This window comes from Xanthomonas sp. WCS2018Noco2-27, assembly GCF_031843525.1.
Lineage (GTDB): Bacteria > Pseudomonadota > Gammaproteobacteria > Xanthomonadales > Xanthomonadaceae > Xanthomonas.
On record NZ_JAVTIK010000001.1, the window covers coordinates 976,207 to 995,425 of the forward strand.

Below are 19,219 nucleotides of genomic sequence, written 5' to 3' on the forward strand. Positions count from 1 at the left end.
ACCGTCGATACCGACGTGACAGCGTGTTGAGCATCGAACCTCATGCATGCCACGTGCGGTCCGCTGGACGGCACGTGGCTGCACGCGACGCATGGATGCGATGGTTTTTTTAGCCGGAAAATCAGTCATTCCATGTCGTCAGCTACTGGAACGGGGCGATGACCGCCGGCATGCAGGATCGACAGTCGATGATGAAGTTCCCTTCCATTTCCCCCTCCCCCCTCCCCACAAGCGCTCAACGTTCGAGCCAGGCAGCTAAAGTCTTGGTGGTGGACGACGACCACGCCATGGCGCAGGTAGTCATGGGGCATATCCGCTCGCAGGGCATGGAAGCGTTCGTTGCGACCAACAGCAGCGAGGTCGCTGCAGCACTTCAGCGGCGCGCGCCGGACATCCTGTTGCTGGACCTGATGCTCAAGCATGAGGACGGACTGGACCTGCTGCGCGCCTTGCGCAAGGAGTCCGACGTCCCGGTGATCATCATGACCGGCCATCGCCGCGACGAGATCGACCGGGTGGTCGGGCTGGAATTGGGTGCCGATGACTATCTACCCAAGCCCTTCGGCTTGCATGAGTTGACTGCGCGGATTCGTGCCGTGCTGCGCCGTCATACGGCCTCCAGGGTTGCCATGACGCGCGAAGCAGGCGAAGGCCGTGTGCACTTTGATGACTGGGAGTTCGATCTGCAGGCGCGCACGGTAGAGCGTGCGGGTCTGTCTGCCGTGCCGTTGACCAAGGGCGAATATGGACTGCTGCGCGCTTTCGTTGACGCACCCGGTCGACCGCTGAGCCGGGAACACCTGATGCGTGCCACGCGTCTGCACGAGGACGTGTTCGACCGGAGTATCGACGTGCAGATCCTGCGGCTGCGCCGCAAGCTCGAACATGACCCGAGCGATCCGAAGTTGATTGTGACTCAGCGCGGCGCAGGCTATGTGTTCACGCCGTCGGTGGAACACGCCTGATGAGTCGACGGCCAGAGTCCGGCCTGGGCAGCCGTGGCTGCCGATCCGGTTCGCCCGCGACAGCGACGGCACTTGCGCTTTGTGCGGCCACCGCAGTTCTTGCACTGTGCATGCCATCGCCTGGGCTGGCAGCGCCGCCGCTTGCGCGTACCGGCGAGCCCATCCACGCCATCCGTCCACCTACGGACCTGGATGCGAACAAGGTGGCGCTGGGCGCATCGCTGTTCAACGATCGCAGGCTGTCGGGCGATCATCGCCTGGCTTGTACGTCCTGCCACGACATGTCCAGCAACGGCGCGACCGCCGATGCGATGACCCGGATAGCAGGACGCGCCAATCCAGCCTTCAATACGCCCACTGTGTTCAATGCCGCGGCGAACTTCCGACTGGGCTGGCGTGGCAATGTCCGCAGCCTGGAGGTACAGACTGCAGCACTGCTCGAAAGCCACAGCGTCATGCAGGCAGATATCGCAACGGTGGTGGAACGACTGCGGCAAGATCCGGTCGTCAGCCAGCGTTTTCGCACAGCGTACGGCAAGCCGCCGGATCGCGCGGCGCTGCTCGATGCCATTGCCAGCTACGAACGTTCGCTGGTCACCCCTGGCAGTCGCTTCGATCTCTGGCTGCAGGGCAACGACACTGTATTGACTGCACAGGAACTACGCGGCTACCGCACCTTCAAGGCTGCTGGCTGCATCTCGTGTCACCAGGGCGTCAACGTGGGAGGTAACCTGTTCCAGCGCAGTGGCATCTTCGCCCCTGCTGCACGCCACGGCACGCCCATCTTGCGCGTGCCGAGTTTGCGTAACGTCGCGACAACCGCGCCCTACTTCCACGACGGAAGCGCCGCCACGCTGCCGCAGGCAATCAAGGCGATGGGCACGTCGCAACTTGGTGTGACGCTGAGTCCTGCTGACATCGCCGACATTGCAGCGTTCCTGCAGACGCTCACGGGCAAGAGCCAGGGCCGGCCGCTGACGGCCCCCGATCCGTGAGGTGGGCGACGATCCTCAGCGCCTTATTGCTGGCGGGGCTGATCTTCTTCGGCATGCGTATGGGAGTGCTCGATCGTGACACGCAGCGGTATGGCAATGCGCTCGATGCACTGGACGCACTGGAACTAGCCGACACCAGTATCGACAACGACGTGCTGAAGGCACGCATCGGACTAGTCCGCGATTACGACTCGCTGGTAGCCGGAGATGTTCGCGCACGCGCCACGCTGCAACATCTGCAGCAACTGGCCGGAGACGAGCGTCCGTTGCAGCAGGCCATCGCCGCATTGGCGGCTGACTACACCGCGAAGTCCGTCCAGCTGGAATTGTTCAAGTCCCAGAATTCGCTGCTGTCCAATTCGCTGGCGTATTTCTGGAGCGAAAGTAGCGCGCAAATCCGGCAAAGCAAGGATCCCGGCGCAGCCCGCGTAGCGAGCATGCTGGCAAGCGCGGTCAACCGTTTGAGCCTGGATACCACTGGTGATGCTGTCGAACAGGCACGCAGGCGCCTGGATGAAGCAGCACAGCGCAACGCCGGCGCACCGTTGCTCCCGCACGGTCGCATGTTGCTGAAGCTGCTGCCTGACACCGATGCCACGATTCGGCGCATGCGTCCGATGTCGTCATTGGCATCACACATTCACACCAAGCGCTACCTGCAGATGCACCAGACGGTTCTGCAGGACACCGCACGCCAAGTGCGGATCGTCCTGTTTGGCTTATCCATCGTTATGCTGATTGCCCTGCTTTACCTGGGCAAGTTGCTGAGACGTCGCGCGCGCGTACTGCGTCGGCGGTCGAAGTTCGATCGGTTGATGGTCGCGGTGTCACGCAGCCTTGTGGTCAGCGATCGCCGGCGCCTGGATGTAGGAATCGAGCATGGGTTGGCGCGTTTGACCGACTGGATGCAAGTGCCGAGCGCCAGACTTGGCCTGGTACTTGCCAGCGGCGCCATACGCATCTGGCCCGACGTGCAGGACGACGCATTCCGGACCACCGTTGCCACAGTGGCGCGCGCCAACCACGGGGCAGCAAGCGACCTGATGGTTGTTGATGTCGATGACTCCATTCATGCGCTGCGCGAGCCTGTAGATGCCTGCCCGGCGAAGTGGATATGCCTGCGAAAGCACACAGAAACCGGCATCGTCGCCCTGCTCTGCTTCCGCTTGCCGTTGGCACCACGGCGCAGGTCATCCAGGGTGAGAGCGCTGATTGAGTATCTGCCGCAATTGCACATCGCCCTTGACACTTATTTCGACGCACTCGAGCTGCGGCGCCTGGAAGAAGAAGCGCAGGCGTTGGAGCATCGGCTGGAGTTGGCCCGACGCATGGAAACCATCGGTGCGATGGCCAGTGGCATCTCGCACAATTTCAATAACATCGTCGGTGCAATCCGGGGCAATGCCGAGATCGCAATTGCCAAGCTGGACCTGCAGTCGCCGGCACTGGAACATCTGCTTGAGATCAGCGCGACGGCTGCGCATGCCTACGAGCTCATCGAATCGATCCTCAGTTTTGGGCGCGTGCAGAATTACCACATGCAGCCGGTCGAACTTAACGCCTTGCTGCAAGGAGCTGCCTCGCTGTTGTCGGTGTCGCTGCCGTCGACGATTGCAATCGACCTTCGACAGGAACCGGTGCCCATGCAGACACTGGGCAATCCGGCGCAACTGCAACAGGTGATCCTGAATCTGGCTACCAATGCTGCACAGGCCATGGACATGTGCGGAACGATCGCAATCCATCTGTCCGCTGTGCAGGAGCACGGCGCAGATGGCATCCCCCGCCGCGTCGCAAAGCTGCGCGTGAGCGACCAGGGCATCGGTATTGCTCCCGACCATCTGGATCGGATCTTCGATCTGTTCTTCACCACGCGCACTGGCGGCACCGGGCTGGGGTTGGCAACGGTCAGGAAGATCGTCGACAACCATGATGGACGGATCGTTGTGGAAAGTACCTTGGGCGTAGGCACCACGTTTGTAGTCGAGCTGCCTGTTTCCTCGATCAACCACACTGCACCGCAGCCCACGGCCCTGCATGCGTTGCGCTCGCGACATGCGACCTGGCTGGTGCTGTGCGATGAGCCGGCAGAACTCGAGCGCATCGAGGAAATGCTGGCCGCTCTCGGGCATGAACCCGTCGGCGTGCTTGACGCAGGCGCCGCCGTCATGGCCGTGTCCGGCGATCTGTTGCGGTTTGATGGCGTGCTGGTCAAACGCGACCGTGTCGGTGATGCAGGACAGGCAATTGTTGCGCTGCACGCCGCAGCCCCGAAGTTGCCGTTGGTGCTGGTCACGCGCGCGGCCGCTCTCTCTGCGCGCGAAGGGTTGGCCGATGCCATCGCCGAAATCATCGCACCGCCCTTCGAGTTGGAAGTGCTTGCCATCGTGCTGGATCGCGCAGTCACGCGCGAAGGTCGCAAGCACGTCACGCGATGAGAGACCATCGCTGTGTGACAAATGAAACACAGTCGGCGCGGATCGACATCGGAACGTAGCGCGGACTGCCTAGCTTAGCTGACACCCAGGCGCATTACGCCGCCTGGATTCCACTACGAGCGATCCAACACATGAATATCCGACCAAGCGACCTGCCGCTGCTGGTGTCCCTCGACGCCCTGCTCGAGCTGAAGAATGTCACCCATGCTGCGCAGCGTCTGCACATGAGCCAACCGGCATTGTCGTCGCAACTCGCACGGCTCCGTTTGCTGTTCAAGGATCCGTTGTTGATGCCCTCGGACACCGGCCGTGGCATGGTGGCCACTCCGCGTGCGAATCAACTGGCTTCGCCGCTGCGCGAAGCGATCGGCAAACTGAGCCTGCTCGGCAAGGACAGCGCATTCGATCCGGCGCATTCGTCGGCGAACTTCCGTATCGCCGGCACCGCCGATGCGATCAGCACACTAGGCGCGGGCCTGGCGGGTCTGATTCAAGCCAATGGCAACTCGAAGGTCCGCCTGGAATTTGTGCAGGTGAGCGCGGAGGCGATGTTGGATGCCTTTGAAAGCGGCGACGTCGATTTGCTGATCGACCATGCGCAGGCCGTTCCCGGCGCACTAAGATTGCGCCGCCTGCGCGACGAACGCTATGTGTTAGTACAGCGTCGCGGCCATCCGCGCGGGAACGCGCCGCTGAGCGTGGAAAGCTACATCCGCCTGGCGCACGTGCAGGTAGCGCACGCACAGGCGTGCAATGTCGCCATCGACGCGCAACTTCGGCAAGTAGGTCAGGGCCGGCAGATCGCGGTGACCGTGGCGCAGTGCGCGACCGCACGCGACATCGTACTTGGCACGGACATGGTCGCCACGGTGCCCGCAACCCTGGCAGCAGAAAGCGGGCATGCACCCTTGGACTGTTTCGAACTGCCCTTCACGCTGCCGGACATGGCGCTGGCCATGGCCTGGCATCGGCGTAGTGATGGCCATGGCGCGCATCGCTGGTTGCGTGAACGCGTGCTCGAACTGGTCGTTGCAGAGACACAAGCAACACCGGCCGCATGCGGACATACGGTTGCGCGTGGCGGCCTTGTGCTGTCCGCGTCGTGAGCCGTGTCATGCAGACCGGGATCGAACAGCTGTTGCAGCCAATCGACGACCAGGCGCCGTCCGGACCGAACCTGGAATACACGCCAGAGTTCCAAGCCCTTGAAGAGCTCGCCCGCCCGCGCCAGGAACGCGCGTTGGGCGCCGGCATCCTGGTGCCTGAGGCCCCCGAATGGCGCCAGGTTGCGGAAAGCGCCGAGCAATTATTGCTGCGCTCCAAGGACCTGCGGCTGGGCGTCCTGCTCAGCAGTGCGCGCCTGCATCAAGACAACTTGGTGGGCTGGGCCGATGGTGTCGGCCTGCTCCGGCAGCTGCTGGAGCGATTCTGGGACGACATCCATCCACGCCTGGAGACCGACGAAGACAACGACCCCACCGAACGCATCAACGCCATCGCTGCGCTGGGCGACAGCGAGCAGACGCTTGTGCAGCTGCGTAACGTGCGCCTGTTCAAGGGCATGCACCCGGGGCACTTCTCGCTGCGCGAGCTGCGCATTTCGCAAGGCACGCTCAAGCGCGGTGTGGACGAGGTTGCCGACACACCGGAGCCGGCCGCCATCGATGCCTGCCTGCGCGACTGCCCGCTGGACGCGTTGCTCGGCGTGGATGCCGCGCTGGACGCTGCGCAGACCGACATCGGCGCAATCGCCCACGTGTTCGCCGAACGCACTCCAGGGTACGGCCCGGAGCTTGCGCCGCTGATACACGACCTGAGCGAGTTGCGCGCATTCCTGCGGCCTTACGTTGCCGAGCGTACGGGCGCGCTGCCGTCCGACCAAGCCGATGCAGCAGCGGACGCGGGCAGCGACAGTGCGTCTGCGCCGCGGGCGCATGCGTTGGAACATCCGGACGATGTTCGGCGCATGCTCGATCAGCTCTGCGAGTACTACGCACGGCGCGAGCCCTCCAGCCCGATACCGTTGTTGCTGCGGCGGGCGCAGCGGTTGGTCGGCCTGGATTTTGCTGCGCTGATGCGCGATCTGGCGCCCAGAGGCATCGACGAACTCCAGGTGGTGTCGGGCCAGGATCACGCAGACTAGCTCCACGGGCCGGCCTGCGCGGCCGGCATCACCCGGCGGACATGCACTGCCAGGACAGCCAGGCCGCGCCGACCAGCATGGCCGCTGCCCACAAGGCCAACGTCCACGAGCGCAACGCCGCATGTCGGGCCCTGGGTGGCTGACGGTCGCGTCGCACCGTCACGATGGGCACCGGCAATGTGCTCGGTGTTGCGACGCGTTGTCGCCGCGCTGTTGGCGCACCGGTAGCGCGTGTGATCAGCTGCAGCAGGTGCCGCCGTCGCCTTCGATATTCGGCGGGATCCAGACGTCGCGCGGCGTGTGCAGCGTTTAAATCCTGCAGGACCAGGTTGGCCCAGGTTTCCCAGTCGTTCACTCCAGCTCCCTCACCAACCGTGCGCCGATTCCGCGTGACGCTGCATCGCTTGCGCTCACCGCGCCTGCCGACGCACACGCACCAGCACTCCGCGCACCACCGCGCACCGCCACCCTGTGCCCGTCCTGCACCCATTCGGCGACACCTCCGACCATCTCAAGCACCCCCCAACTGTTGGAGCCCGGCGCGCTGCAACTATCCTCGCCGGCACGGGCCGCGCGTAGCCATTCGGTATCGCGCGGTAAGCGGTACATTCGTCCGCTGACGCTGCTCAGCCAGGCCGCGTAATCGCGGATCAGCGCCAAGCGCACGTCGTCGACCGCGGCTGACCTGCGTGTCCAACGCGACACACTGCAACGCTTGGTATCGGCGCAGAACAGCGCGAAGTCCGCCACGCTGATCTCCCGTCGCATCATCGCCAGTGCACGTCCAGGCTTTGGTAGCACCACCAGCTCAGGGCCACGGCCATGCTTGCCCAGGGCGTCGCTGCAGGTCGCCGCGCCGCCGGACGGAGCGGCAACGCGGCACGGATCCTCCGGCGCGGTTGGAGGTTGCGCGGCGGCGGCTGTCGGCTCTAGCTTCGGCAGTAGTGCCGCAGCAGACGACGGGCGTTGTCGCCCCGCCTTGGCGACATCGCTCTGGAATGCTCGGAAGCCTTCGGCGTCCTGCTCCTGCAACCTTGCCCTGCGCTCGCGCAGACGCTGCAGTACGGGCGGTGTAGGCGGCGTGGTTCCGAGTTGTTCTAACTCCATTGCCAGCTGGTAGCGGTCCAAAGCGTGTCGGAGGCGTGGTGCGTCCTGCTGGCTCAATCCGCGCCCGACGACCACGGTGGCCTCCTTCCAGTGACCTTCCCGGCAGAGCGCTCGCGCAAGTCCCAGATAGGCGTCGGTCATCCGTTCCACGCCTTCGCTGCGCAGGAAAGGATGTGCGGGGTTTGCCTCAGCGATTTCGGCAAGCTGGTGCTTCACCTTGTCCACATCGTTGGCTGCGGCCGCCGCGCGGACCGACTCGATCCGCGTGGCGATCTGTGCGGCGAGTTGCGCCTGCGTATCGGCTACCGCAGACGGCAGCGGAGTCGGCGTCGCGGCAGATGCCGTAGTGCTGGCGGCATCGATCGCGCGCGCGCACTCTCGCAGCAGGGTGGATTGCGGGAAGACGCGGCGCCCGGTTGCGAGCCAGCGGCGTGCGTCATCGATGCGGCCGGCGTTGAGCGCATCGGCACATCCGCGCCGGTAGCGAAGCTCAAGTTCGGCATGACGCAGCAGACCACTGTCCGGCGCCAGGCGGCGCACGCGTTCGAGCAAGGCCACGGCGTTGCCGGGTTGATCCTCGAACAGGGCGCCAGCGGCAATCGCGCCGGTCAATGCGGTATCCAGGCCATTGAGCAGGCGATCACGCTCCTGCTCCATCGCGCTGCGGCGAGCATCCAGACGTGGCGAGAACAACTTCCACTGATCTCGCAAGACCAGGATGCGCTGTGCGCCCACGTAGTCTTCGCGGCCGCGTGCAGGCTGCCAGTAGTGCTCCATGCGCTTTAGCAGAAATGCCTCGATCGTGCTGCTGCGGTCGAGGATCAAACGACGGCGGTCGTCTTCCCCAAGCGCCCACAGCGCCGCCCGTGCATGGGCTTCGTGCACGAACCTATTGGGCGCCTGCGGCGAGAATCGATCGAGCACCCCGGCTACTTTTTGCTGCTGCGCATACACTTGCATCCATGCCGCCGTGCCGGCAGCACCGACGAGCAGCAGGCCACCGGCCAGTACGTACGGCAACAGGCGCTCGCCACGGCTGCGCGGTCGCAGTTGCTCTAGCAAACTAGCCATCGCCTGGCGGGCGCCGGCCTCGAACGCAAGGCTGTTGCGCAGCCCGCGGTTCTGCCGTCGGCTCAACGTCGGCAGTGGCGCCACGCGTAGTTGTTGTGCCTGTGCCTGCGTCGCCGACTGCTTGGCGAAGGGATGGCGGCCCGACAGCAGCTCGTACACCACGCAGCCGAAGGCGTACACGTCGTCGGCAAACGCCGGCTCGTCGCCCCGCAGCATCTCCAGGCTGGCGTAGGCCGGGGTCAGTGCGCCCAGCGTGGCCGCATCGAACACCGTGTGGTCTTCGCCTGCGTCGGCGCCTGCCAGTTTCGCGGCGCGGGCAATGCCGAAGTCGAACACCTTGGCGACGTGCCCTGCCCCAACCATCACGTTGCCAGGCTTGAAATCCGAATGCACGATGCCGGCCGCATGCGCACGTTGTAGTGCGCGTCCCATGCCCTCGATCAACGGCCAGGCTTCGGCCAGTGGCATGCCCTCGCCCAACCGGCTGCGGATCAGCCCACGCAAGTCGTCGCCCTCGATGTACTCCATCGTCATGAACACGATGGCGCCGTCCTTGTCGAAGTCGTACACCCGCACGATATGGTCGTGCGCCAGACTCTGCGCGCGGCGCGATTCGCGCTGCAATGCGATCAGCGAGTCCGGGTGGCGGCGAAAATCGTCATTAAGCACTTTCACCGCGATGTAGGGATTGCGATCACGCGCTTCCACCTTGCGTTCGTCGCGCGCCAGGTAAACCACGCCCATGCCGCCACGGCCGATTTCGCGCACTAGCAAGAAGCGTGCTTTGAGCAGCATGCCTACGCCGACCTTCGCGTCGCCCTGCAATTGCGCCACGCGCCGCCAGCTGGAGGCGCCGGCGCTGTCGTCGGCGTGTGGCGGTGGGTTGACCCGGGTTGCCACGTCGTCGGATGCGTGTGCGGCGCGCTGCCGGGTGAGCGGCGCGAGCCGGGTGGCGTCATCATCGCTGGCAGCAGGCCGTGGCGGCGTCTCGGTCGGGTCGCGGGCGGGCTGCACGCGGGTACGGTCGTCGTCTGGGGGCGTGCGGCCGGCAGTGTCGTCGTCGCGAGTGTTCATGACAGTGTGTTCCGTGAGGCCAGGCGCAAGGCCACGGCCGAAATGTTGTCGCGTCCGGCACGGCCAAGCGCGGTGTCGAACAAGCGCGCCAACAGTGCGGAAGGCTGGCCCTCGCGCCGGCAGTGGGCAGCGATCTCGTCGTCGTTGAGTTCTTTGTTGATCCCGTCCGAACACAGCAGATAGCGCTGACCAGGTCGTGGCGCGCAGACCATCCAGTCCACGTACAGCGCATCGTCGGCGCCGATCGCGCGGGTGAGCGCACCGCCGGCCGGCTGAGATCCGCCGACCCGCGTCAACTCGTCATTGCCGCCGGCCACGTGGTCGCGGGTGAGCAGTTGCAGCCGGCCATCTTCGAAGGCATAGGCGCGGCTGTCTCCCACCCAGCCGCACATCAGCATCTCCTTGTCGTGCACCAGCACCACCACGGTGCTTGCGATCACGTCCACGCGCCGCGCGCGCGCCAGCGCACGCAGTTGCTGATTGACCTGGCTCAGCTGCGTATCGATGGCATCGACAAAGCTGGCCAGATCGCCGTCGCGCCGCAGCCGTCCTAATGCCTCGACGACCATGCGGCTCGCCACATCGCCGGCGCTGTGACCGCCTAACCCATCGGCCACAGCCCACAGGCCAAGATCGTCGCGTACCAGGATCGCGTCTTCGTTCTGGCGCCTGACATTTCCTTGTTCGGTGCGTCCCGCGGAGACATAACCCTGGCTCACTGCAGTTCCTCTGCAACGCACACATTCGACGCGCATACGCCACCTAGCAGCGCTGGCGCATGGCAGCCCTCGGGCCAGCCGGCGATTTGCATCCAGGCGCCTGGCAAGGAGCCGGCCATGGCCATCCACCATAGGCTGCCGCCGGCCATGGCCATCTCTGCAAACGGCGGCTTATTCGACGTTGATGCGCTGTCGCAGGCATGCTGCGCAAACGCCGCGCAGGCACGATCCAGCCAGGCGCCATCCTGTTGTGGTGCTGCGCCGACGGTGCGTAGCATCATCTCGGCAGCGTCTAGCCAATCGGGTAACCGCACGACTGTCGGCAGTGCTCGATCATCCGTTCTGTCATCGGCATCGCCTGCGGACAGCGGTGCGGCGATGACCAAAGGAAACGCCCGGCCAGCGCGATCGATGCTGGCCCGCATTGCCCCAGCCCATGCGGTAATGCCTGCGAGGCCCGGCATCAGCACGAAGCGCCACACCGGCGGCTGGTACGCATGCGTCGCGGGCTCTACCCCGGTTGCGTGCAGCAAGCCCTGCATCGCCGCGTGCCATGGGTCGACGAAGGTTTCTGGCAAGCGCCGATGCACGAAGTCGCCTACAGCAGGCAGCTTGCCGTAGAAACCCGGCGGGCGTGACATGGCGCTCATGGGCAGCTGAACCGCTGCACGGCCGACGCCGCGAAGGGATGCCGCAGACTGGCTGGCTGCACGTCCACCTGTAATGCGCCATTGCCCAGCGCGAAGCTGGCGGTGTAGTCCAGGTCGCCGCTACGGCGCAGCCGCCCGGCCTGCAATGCACGAAACCAAGCCCAGGCGCCGCGGTATTCAATCACTGGCAGCGCTTGCCCGTTGGTATCCCACGCGGCAATACGCACTAGGCCCGGACGCGGACCGGGCCAGGTCATCGACTGCGTAGCGCGCGCGCCGTCGCGCACGTCCAAGGTTTGCCCATCCACGTCTAATTGCAATCGACTGATCGCTACTTGCGGCGGGATGGACACAGTGAAGGCGACCTGCGGCTGCGCGCCACCGCCCGCGAAGAACGCTTGCTTGATCTCGTCGGCCACTTGCGCACGCGCCATCACATCGTCGGCGCCCACTGCAGACATGCCTGCGTTCCATTGCCAGCGAGGCCCGCTGGTATCGACCTTGTCGAGCAAGGCCTGCTGTGCGAATCGGTCCATGCGCCCACCCGGCCCGAACAGTTCAGCGAAATCGCGCAACGGAATCTCGTTGTTGCTACCCGGCACGAAGGGAAAGCGCCCGCGTAGCAGCAGCGCGCACTCGCGCCCGGCCGCCTGCCGTTGCGCGTTGCCCAATGCCTCGCCGGCGCTACTGGCCGTCAATTCCCGCCCACGCCCGGACAAGGCCGCCAACCAGTTCCCCAGCGGTGGCGGAAGTTGTTCGGCCTGTTGTGCGGCGATCAGCAATGTCGGGTCGTTCTGGTCGGCAGCAACGCCAGCGGCGGCGCCCAGCAGCGTGCGGCTCATCTGCGTCAGCGCGGTAAGCGTCTCATCAAGCGCGCTGGCGCCCGGTCCGCCATCGAGCAGGCGATTGAGCGGTTCGAAATGACGTTCGATTGGCTCGGCCGACGCATCGGGTTCGGCAACGACAGTATTTTCTGTGGCTGTGGCTGTGGCTGCGTTGGTGCCGGGCCCCGGTGTGCGCCCCAGCGCGTGTGTGTGCTCGCGCACCAGCACCAGCAATGCCTTCAGCGGCGATGCGGGCCCGCCCAATTTTGCCGCCACCGCGCTCGCCTGTCCGGTCTGTGTGACCGGCCGCAATACCAGGTCAGCCAGCAGGTCGTCCCAGGCGGCGATGTAATCGCGTTGGTACAAGGCCAGCACTTCACGCACCAATCGCGAACGCGCCAACGGGTCCAGCGGCGCCGTCCCCAGCACCCAATCGTCGGCGAGGAACTGCTCCACGTTACGCGCGATGCCGCCGCTAGCCTGCGCCTGAAACGCATGGCGGGTGAACAGCGCAGGCAACGGCGCGGACAACGGCAACCCGCTGCGCCGTTCAAAGATATCGCCGAGCAAACCCAGGCGGCGGTCCAGTCTCGGCGCTTGTGCCAGGTCCACTCCAGGTTGCGTTAGCCTCAGGCCGCCGTACACCAGTGTCGGCAATTCGGCAGTGCGCAGGCTCGCCCGCGTCTGTTCAATCTGCTGCCGATCCAATGGGAGCGCACGCGCGCCGTCGACCGGCCCCAGCAATGCACGTAAATGCCGATTCAAGCCCGCGCGTACCGATGCATCCTCGGGAAATATCTGGCGCCAGACCGTTCCCGCCAGCGTCGCGAGATGCATTGCATCACGGCGCGCAGGTTCACCCAGCATCAGGTAGCCCTTCAGCAACGGATACAGGCGCTGCGGATCGTTGCTGGATTGCGCCAGTTTGCGTCGCAGCGACTGCGCCAACGCTGGCAGCAAGGCTCCGTTGAGGTCACGCAGATACGCTTCCTGCACATCGCGCGCCAATGCCGTGCCCTGATGGAGCCCGAAGCGCCGCGACCACGGAATCGACTCGCCCGGTGTGAGCGCCACATCGCGCGCCTGCGCTAGCGCATCGAAGCGTTGCAACGCCTTGGCATAGAAGGCAGCCTCGCCGGCGTCGGCGGGCAACGGACCAGCCGGGTAGGCATCGAGTGCGTCGCGCACCTCGCCGATCAGGCGCACGTTGCGGGTGTAGCTGCCTGCCATGCCGGCCAGCACGCCCAGGGTGGTGGCGGTCAGCGCGGCCCAGCAGGCCAGCTGCAGCAGCCGACGGCGCTGCGCGCTACCGGGCTGACTCCCAGCCAGGCCTGCCTCGGCGAAGACCACATCGTTGAGCAGGCGTGGAAGGAAATAACTGCGTGGGGCACTGACGGCCGGTGGCAGCCCGGCAGCGGCGATGCCGAAATGGCGTGCCACCGCCGAGATGACACGATCGACCGGGTGGCCCTGCTGGGTGCCCGAGCTCAGATACACACCGCGAAGCCACGGCTGGCCGGCATAACCATGGCGACCGAACGCGGTCTGCACAAAGTCCATCAGCGCCGGCTGCAGCAGGCGCAGCTGCTGCGGGAAAGACAGCACGGCCGCACGTTCGCGCGCATCGCGCGCCCGCTGCAGGCGCTCCAGCACGCGCAGATCGATCCGCTCTATCAGGCGTTCGAGTTCGCCGGGAAACAGCGTCAGCGGATCGGTTTGGCTGGCATCGTGCTCCTGCGGGAACGACATCCCCCACACCTGCGCGCGCCCGGCGGCATCGAGGTCGGCGAAGAACTCGGCAAAGCCAGCCACCAGATCGCATTTGGTCACCACCAGATACACCGGCACGCGCGCACGCAGCTTGTCGACCAGTTCGTCCAGGCGATGCCGCACCGCACGTGCCTGTGGCGTACCGGTACTGCCGTCGTACTCCATCAGCTCGGCAACGCTGACGGTCACGATGACGCCGTTCAACGGCTGCCTGCGATGCCGCCTGAGCAGGTCGAGAAAGCCGTGCCAAGCTCCGGCGTCGGCAACGGCGTCTGAGTCCTGGGTGGTATAGCGTCCGGCGCTATCGAGGAACACGGCCTGGTCGGCGAACCACCAATCGCAATGACGTGTCCCACCTACGCCCTCCAGCGCGCTGTTGCTGCCCTGCTCTTTAAGTGGGAAATCCAGCCCAGATGACTGCAGCAGGGTACTCTTGCCCGAACCGGGTGCGCCGATCAGCAGATACCAGGGCAGCACATGCAAGCCGGGACCGTTGCGACGCCGCCGGCGTAGCACCGCCATGGCTTCGGCGAAGCGCGCGCGCAAGCGCACCTGTTCTTGTGCGGCACGCGCGCGGCTATCGCTGCCGTTGGCATCATCTTCGCTAGCGGTTTGCCCCAGCAATTCGCCGGCCATGCGCTGCTGCTTGGCGCTGTCGCGGCGCCAGCGCAGATAGCGCCATGCCGACCATGCGAGCAACAAGACCGCCACGGCGAGCAGGCGTCCGGCCACGCTGTCGAGTGGCTGCCAGCGGCCAACGCTGAGGTAAGGCCCGCCGACCCAGACCAGGATGGCCAACAGACCAAGGACAGCAGCGTCGGCCGTGTATCGGGCGCGCAGGAAATCAAGGGCAAAGCGCATTGGTCAGGTCTCGGGAATCAGCAGGATTTCGACACGCCGGTTGCGTGCACGGTGTTGTGGCAGCTGCGGGGGCAGCGCAATGGGCTGGGAAGCACCCGCGCCACTGGTCTGCAGGCGACGCGGATCGCGCAGGCCTGCCGCCAAAACAGCGCCGACACTTTCGGCGCGGCGCGCAGACAGCTCGAAGTTGTCCTTGAAGCGCAGCGAGCGCACTGGCTGGTCGTCGGTATGTCCCATGACCACCACCCGTCCCGGTACCCGCTCCAGCGCCGCAGCCACGCGTACGAGTAGACGGTTCTGCTCGGGATCCAGCTCCGCACTGCCGCTGGGGAACATGGTCTGACTGGCAAGGCGTACGGTTGTGCGGCCGTCGCCGTCGGTCTGTACGGTCAGCAGCCCGGCGCGCTGTTCGGCCTCCAGCAGCGGCGCGAGTACTGGCGCTGCTGACGGCGCATGGGCTGCAGCCACCGGCAAGGCAACCCGCTCCAGACCAATGCGCGCCAGCTGGGCGTTGAGGGGAGCGGTCAATGTGTTGAGCCGAGCGTGCAACCAGACCAATGCCAGCAGCACGATGCATAACGAGGCTAGCGCAGCGATCCACAGCGAGGGCGTGGCCGCACTGCGTAACAGCGGCGCGGCCAATCCCTGCCAGTTCGGCGACAGGTCGGCAGGCGCCGGCAGGCGCTGGCGTTGGATCAATTGATAGAGCTCGACCTGACGATCAGCCAGGCGTGCCCGCCCGCTCTGCTCCACCCGATAGCGGCCGCCAAAGCCCAGTGCCATTGCCAGGTACATCAACTCCAGCAGGTCCAGATGCCGAGCGGGGTCGCGCGCCAACCGATCCAGCAGGTCGAAGACCTTGGCACCGCCATAGGTTTCGCCATGAAACGTCACCAGTAAGGTGCGTTGCGACCAGCCGCTGCCCTCACCCCAGGGCGAAGCCAGTACCGCTTCGTCCAGCAGCGTGCACAGCACATAGCGTGCGGCAATGCTCGCCTTGTCATCGGTACCCTGTTTGCGCAAATCCTCCTCGAAACGCTGCAGACGGGTGCTGCAGTTTTCACGCAACGTGGCGATATCCGGGGTATGTGTGGAGTGCCGCAACTGCACAGCCAGCAGCAGCAGCGGCGTGGCTGCGCGCACTACCGGGTTACCGTGCATCGCGCCTGGTGCTGCACGCATGGCGGCATCCAGGTCCGGCACTTGCGCCGTGCGCAGCGGCGCCGGACGCGGTGGTGGCGTGGACTCGAGGGTGCGCGGCGCGGGCACTGCACTGCGTACCACGGTGGCATCGTCGTCATGCTGGCCGATCGTCTTGCTCATCTCAGTTCCTCACCGCCCACAGTTCGAGTTCCAGGCCCGGAAAACCGCTGCCGAAATGCAAGGCCACGCCACCGGAGGTACGCAGCGTCTTCCACAGCGACGATTGCCGATCGAGTTCGAAGTAGGCGCAGCCGGCGTGGTATGGCACCTGCCGCGGCGCCATGGCCAACGCGGTCACTGGCACGCCTGGCAATTGCAGATTCACCAGGTCGCGGATCTTCTCGACCGGGCCGATCTTCGACTCGGCGGGCAGTCGCTTGCGTAGGTCGTCGGCACGCAGGTCTGCCTTGACCGCCAGCACGAAAGCGGCCGAGTCCAGTAGCCCCGGGTCGGGCACCATGCCCACCCACACGCCGTACTTGCGTTGTTGCAGCGGTACTGCAATAGCCGACTGTTCGAGCACCGCACTCAGGCTTTCGCGCAGGGACAGCACGACCGGTTCGAAGCTCGCCTGCAGGGCATCGTGTGCGTATGGCGGAAATGGTCCGCTGCGTTTGCTCGCACGGGTGAAGGTGGCCAGCTCGCCGGCCATCGACAGCAGTACGCAGTACAGCGCTTCGGGATGCTCCAGCGGCGCGCTGGCCCAGTGCGCCACCAGCGGTTGGTAGCGGTTGATGACCTGCAGCATCAGCACGTCGGCGATTTCGGCCACGCCGCCGCGGTCGCTGCCAGCCACGCGTTCGGCCAGCGCTTGGCCGCGCTGGTGCAACAACCCGAGTAATTCGGCCAGCAGCGTGGACAGCCGCGCTGCACCTTCGATGCGACTCGCTGTCGGGATGAAGGCATCATCGAGCGTCACCCGACGATCGGCGCGGCACTCGACGATGCGCGCCATCGGCACCTCCACCAGCCCCGCGCTCGGCTCGGACTGCAGGCGCAGACGACTTGCCAGTACACCAACTTCCAGCAGCACCGTGCCGGCGATGCTGCCGGAGGCATCGCCGACCTCCGCTTCGCCCACTCGATAGCGGGTAAGCCGGCTACCGTCGCCATCCGGCCACGCGCTATCCGGCTGAGCGGTTGCGCGCAACGGCAGCGCCAGGCTCACCACCTGGTCTCGACAGGTGCTTGGGACCTCCAACGGCGGCGGCGCGGGGTCGCGGTCGGGAATGGAAAACGGTGTGCCATCGGGAAAGCAACCCTTTGCACGCCGGATGGCGAGCTTGCCGATGGACAGCAACTCCGGTTCCAGCTCCAGCACGCTGAAACCCCACGCATGCGAACGCCGCGCATCGGCATGCAGTTCCATGTAGCGCTCGAAATAGCGCTCTTGTTGTTGCAGGTGCTGAGGACGCAGGAACAAGCCCTCGCTCCAGATCACCTTGTTGTAGGGAGTCATGTCCGATTGCCGTGTGGGGGATGGGCTTGCGCCTTGGTGCGCGCCATCTGTTGTTCGTAGGCGTGTGCGAACTCCTCGCCGAACAATCGGCGGAAGCGCTCGTCCGGGTCGCTGAGTAGCCCGTTGTAGTAGTGCGCATAGCGTCGCCAGGGCCGATTGCCCCAGGCTGACAGCATCGAGTAACCCGCCGCATCAGCCTCGAAACGCGCCGGATCGAACTGAGCGAAGACGTGCTCAAACGCCGCGCGCATGCCGGCCAGCAAGGCCAACTGATGGCGACCGATGTCTTCCATGGCGTCATCAATGGCGGCCACACCCGACAGGTAACCCGCATCGGCGGGTGCCAACAGACGGGCCACCGCCTCGTCCACTGTGGCGGCGAACTTGAGCGGATTATTCTCGGTGCGCTGGATCAGCGTCACCGGCAGGCGCAGACTGTTCTTCAACTCCGCACGCGCATGCAACACGTCCATCAGGCCAGCGGTCATCGCGGTGAACAGCGCAGGCAGTTCGGGCGCGTCCGGTGACTGTGTGACGTCAGGCTGCGCAGTGGACGTGACCGCAGGGGCAGACGCCTCCGCCGTGGTGACAAGCTTTGTAACTGGTGCGGGCGTGGCTTGTTGTGGGTGCGGTGCGGCGATGGAAGTAGGCGTGGGCAACGGCGAGGATGCTGCGGGCTGCGTAGCGGGCTGCATAGCCGCCTGCATGTCTGGTTTTGCATCTGCAATCTGCGGCGGCACAAACTCGCTGCGTGTCAGGTCCCAGTGCTCGGGCAACATCACTGCACGGTCGTCCGGCACCGCCTCGGGCGCGTGGTAGGCATCGGCTGTCGCAGGTGCATGCCTCAACTCGAATACTGCTCCAGCATTGCTGTTGCTGCCTGCCAGCGTGAACGAGGTGGCGAACAACGCCAGTGGATCCGCATCGGCGGCCCGCATCGGCGACGCAACGAGTTCGGCGAACGCATCGCGTTGCATGGGCGATTGCACGGCTTGTGGCGGCGGTGGCATTGCCGACAGCGTCAACGGTTCTGCTGGATTCCAGGTCTGCGTCGCAGCCGGAACGGCTGTTACGCTGGTGCTGGACACCGCTACATCGATCTCGAAGGCATCGATGCGCAAGGCATCACCGGCATGCAGCGGCACTGGAACTCCGGCCCGGAGTGGCACGCCGTTGTGCAGCACACCGTTGGTGCTGTGGTCTTCAATGAAGTACACGCCGTCAAGGTGGCGCACGCTTGCGTGCAAGCGCGATACGCCATCGCCATCGAGTACCCAATCGCACGAGGCATCACGTCCGATCCGCCCGCCTTCTGTCGCGAAATTTGCTTGCGGCAACGTGCTGCGCGATAACGACTGCGCGTCCCGCACTGTCAACCTGAGCCGTGGCGACATGCTCATGGTGCACGCTCGCGCACACGTAGTCCGGATAACAATCGCGCCGCATCTTCGCTCCAGCGCGCCAGTTGCGCATCGAAGGTTGCAGGCTCGCGTCCAGCTAGATGCAATAACGCAGCCACCGCCGCCGCTGCGGTCAGGTGCTCGGCTACTGGCGGGCCTTGCTCGCCGCTCAGACTGCCATCGCTCCACGCCGCAGCAGCGGCCAGCCAGGCACCGATCGACTGGTAGTCATCATCGGCAGCGAACGTACGTGCGCTCTCGCGCTGAGCTGCACCCGGCTGCTGCACCCACGCCTGTGCCAGCCGCAGGCCTTCGCTATCGTGGCCGCTGAGCGCCTGCGCGCGCATGCACTGGCACAACCACGCCACGGCATATGGCCTGGGCAACAAGCGCAAGGCCAACGGCAAGGCATCCTGGGCAAGCCCACGTACCAGCAATTCGCGTACTGCGGCGTCGGGCGCCATGTCCGCTGCCAGCGCGGCGTGCGCGGAGGGAGAGAGCCGCATCTGCCGCGCGGCGGGAAGGATCTGCAACATGGTG

13 protein-coding genes are annotated in these 19,219 nt (G+C 65.4%); 5 read left to right on the plus strand and 8 right to left on the minus strand.

Features of this window, described 5'->3' with window-relative positions; all coding sequences use genetic code 11:
• The first annotated feature begins 188 nt into the window (after positions 1-188).
• The 5 genes from RQH86_RS04320 to tssA all read left to right on the plus strand — a co-directional run bounded on the left by RQH86_RS04320 (position 189) and on the right by tssA (position 6,541).
• Complete coding sequence (locus RQH86_RS04320) at positions 189-965, plus strand: response regulator transcription factor (RefSeq protein ID WP_311239976.1); 777 nt, start codon at positions 189-191, stop codon at positions 963-965.
• Positions 966-1,075: 110 nt separating this feature from the next.
• Positions 1,076-1,960, plus strand: coding sequence for a cytochrome c peroxidase (locus RQH86_RS04325; protein ID WP_311239962.1), 885 nt, complete (start codon positions 1,076-1,078; stop codon positions 1,958-1,960).
• A complete protein-coding gene (locus RQH86_RS04330; protein ID WP_311239963.1) occupies positions 1,957-4,398 on the plus strand; it encodes a two-component system VirA-like sensor kinase in 2,442 nt (813 codons plus the stop codon). Before RQH86_RS04325 ends, RQH86_RS04330 begins: the two co-directional genes overlap by 4 nt.
• Positions 4,399-4,529: 131 nt before the next feature.
• Positions 4,530-5,504 (plus strand): LysR family transcriptional regulator, encoded by a 975-nt coding sequence (locus RQH86_RS04335; protein ID WP_311239964.1) that lies wholly within the window; start codon positions 4,530-4,532, stop codon positions 5,502-5,504.
• A gap of 8 nt (positions 5,505-5,512) precedes the next feature.
• Positions 5,513-6,541: a type VI secretion system protein TssA gene (gene tssA / locus RQH86_RS04340; RefSeq protein ID WP_311239965.1), complete on the plus strand. Its 1,029-nt coding sequence runs from the start codon at positions 5,513-5,515 to the stop codon at positions 6,539-6,541.
• 351 nt (positions 6,542-6,892) lie between these two features.
• On the opposite strand, the gene RQH86_RS04345 is transcribed toward tssA, so the two are convergent.
• From RQH86_RS04345 to RQH86_RS04380, 8 genes are read right to left on the minus strand one after another with little or no spacing between them, the layout of a single operon-like run.
• The gene (locus RQH86_RS04345; protein ID WP_311239966.1) at positions 6,893-9,793 is read right to left on the minus strand and encodes a protein kinase; all 2,901 of its coding nucleotides are present in this window, start codon (positions 9,791-9,793) and stop codon (positions 6,893-6,895) included.
• Complete coding sequence (locus RQH86_RS04350; protein ID WP_311239967.1) at positions 9,790-10,512, minus strand: serine/threonine-protein phosphatase; 723 nt, start codon at positions 10,510-10,512, stop codon at positions 9,790-9,792. Before RQH86_RS04350 ends, RQH86_RS04345 begins: the two co-directional genes overlap by 4 nt.
• Entirely contained in the window at positions 10,509-11,162 is a 654-nt protein-coding gene (gene tagF / locus RQH86_RS04355) for a type VI secretion system-associated protein TagF (protein WP_311239968.1), read from the minus strand. The genes RQH86_RS04350 and tagF overlap by 4 nt, the downstream gene beginning before the upstream one ends.
• The gene (tssM, locus tag RQH86_RS04360; protein ID WP_311239969.1) at positions 11,159-14,617 is read right to left on the minus strand and encodes a type VI secretion system membrane subunit TssM; all 3,459 of its coding nucleotides are present in this window, start codon (positions 14,615-14,617) and stop codon (positions 11,159-11,161) included. The genes tagF and tssM overlap by 4 nt, the downstream gene beginning before the upstream one ends.
• A gap of 3 nt (positions 14,618-14,620) precedes the next feature.
• On the minus strand, positions 14,621-15,940 hold the full coding sequence (gene icmH / locus RQH86_RS04365) for a type IVB secretion system protein IcmH/DotU (RefSeq protein ID WP_311239970.1): 1,320 nt from the start codon (positions 15,938-15,940) through the stop codon (positions 14,621-14,623).
• A 1-nt stretch (position 15,941) separates the two neighbouring features.
• Positions 15,942-17,279 (minus strand): type VI secretion system baseplate subunit TssK, encoded by a 1,338-nt coding sequence (gene tssK / locus RQH86_RS04370; RefSeq protein ID WP_311239971.1) that lies wholly within the window; start codon positions 17,277-17,279, stop codon positions 15,942-15,944.
• On the minus strand, positions 17,276-18,679 hold the full coding sequence (gene tagH, locus RQH86_RS04375) for a type VI secretion system-associated FHA domain protein TagH (RefSeq protein ID WP_311239972.1): 1,404 nt from the start codon (positions 18,677-18,679) through the stop codon (positions 17,276-17,278). Before tagH ends, tssK begins: the two co-directional genes overlap by 4 nt.
• Positions 18,676-19,215 (minus strand): hypothetical protein, encoded by a 540-nt coding sequence (locus RQH86_RS04380; protein ID WP_311239973.1) that lies wholly within the window; start codon positions 19,213-19,215, stop codon positions 18,676-18,678. The genes tagH and RQH86_RS04380 overlap by 4 nt, the downstream gene beginning before the upstream one ends.
• Between the last annotated feature and the right edge of the window lie 4 nt (positions 19,216-19,219).